The following is a 1,303-nucleotide window of genomic DNA, read 5'->3' on the forward strand; positions in this document are numbered from 1 at the left end:
GGTGACGTCACTTATTGTTGCCGGCTTAGCGGCATTTAGTGTTGCACTAGCCCCTGTAGTTATAGCAGGATTGGGATTTGCTGTTGTTGCGGCTGTAGGTGTGTTAATTGGATACCCAATTAACACATACGGTGTTAAGGATAGGGCGCTTAAAGCTTTTCGTGAATGGAGTGCAAACACAACCATTAACCAACCTGACTTTCAGAATTCTGATTTGTATCAGGGAATGATGGTGGCGCCATGAAGATTAATCAAGAATATGATGCCCCCCTCGAAAGTACGGGGGCTGACCACGCTGGGTAGAAAATCCAAATCCTGAACATGCCGGTTTATGGGTAGGGGTAAAATTTTTTTTAGCTATTTTTCTAGTGCTTCACTCAATGGTGTTCTTGATCAGTTTGATTTTAGGGTTAACGCATCCACTGGCACTATTTAATATTGGATTGTTATTCGTTGTTCCTGCTATTGTTTTAGTATCGGCTATTTTTCAGTCTAAAAGAGTAGAACCAGATGACTTGTATTTAAGTAACCTAGGTTCTTGGATATTACGATTAGTACCTGCTTTTGGCGCTAGTGTTGCATTCGTTGTATCAATCGATTTTGGTGTTTTTCCTTTTATATTCAGCGCATTTCTAATCGCTTGTATTTTCATTGAGCTATTAGCTTATCTAACCTATCGCTCATATTCTGATGACATGATTCGAGAAATAATCGAAGAGAGAAAAATGCTTTCACCTGTGAATGAAAATAATGAGTTCTGGTTCTTAACCAGAGGGGGCGATGTAGGTTCAGAACGATTATTGATCAAAGGGAAATGGCACCTGCGTTTATTATATGCTGTGGTTTATATAACTCCATTTGTATTTATTAGTGGAGGTGAAATAAACAGTGCTTTCATTTTAACTTTCATAATGATTGCTTTTTATATTATCTGTCATGGTGTTTTTACAGGCTATTACGTCACTCGCCGTGGTCTGCAGATGCGGTTGGAAGGAAAGCTCTGAGGTGAGGTTGCAAAACGGAGTAGCGATCGGCTATCAGCAGATGTTACGCGAAGGCAGCAATCGTCGTTTTTTGCAGGAAATGGCGGGTAGTAAATTGACGATAAAACGCTTAAAAAATGGAACGCGCGTACTTGCCTTTCAAGGCAACTGGCATAAAGCGATGTTATGGCACAGACCTCATCTACAATATGGCGCCGCGGGCATGAGTCGGTTGCAGGTGACCTCTATGACAGTCGCATTACAGGGTGTTGGTCCTAATGTATCACAGGCAGTCAGAAGCCTAGCCTCACGCGGTGGTG

General features: G+C 41.8%; 3 protein-coding genes. All 3 read left to right on the forward strand.

The annotated features are described in order from the left end of the window. Positions 1–244: hypothetical protein (locus tag D791_RS18540; protein WP_036515000.1), on the forward strand; the 244-nt coding region annotated here is incomplete at its 5' end. Between the two features lie 145 nt (positions 245–389). Further along, a complete protein-coding gene (locus tag D791_RS18545; RefSeq protein WP_157682435.1) occupies positions 390–1,004 on the forward strand; it encodes a hypothetical protein in 615 nt (204 codons plus the stop codon). A gap of 1 nt (position 1,005) precedes the next feature. Further along, positions 1,006–1,303 (forward strand): hypothetical protein (locus tag D791_RS18550; protein ID WP_036515006.1); only part of this gene is annotated, 298 nt, incomplete at its 3' end.

This window comes from Nitrincola nitratireducens, from assembly GCF_000585235.1.
Taxonomy (GTDB): Bacteria; Pseudomonadota; Gammaproteobacteria; order Pseudomonadales; family Balneatricaceae; genus Nitrincola; species Nitrincola alkalisediminis.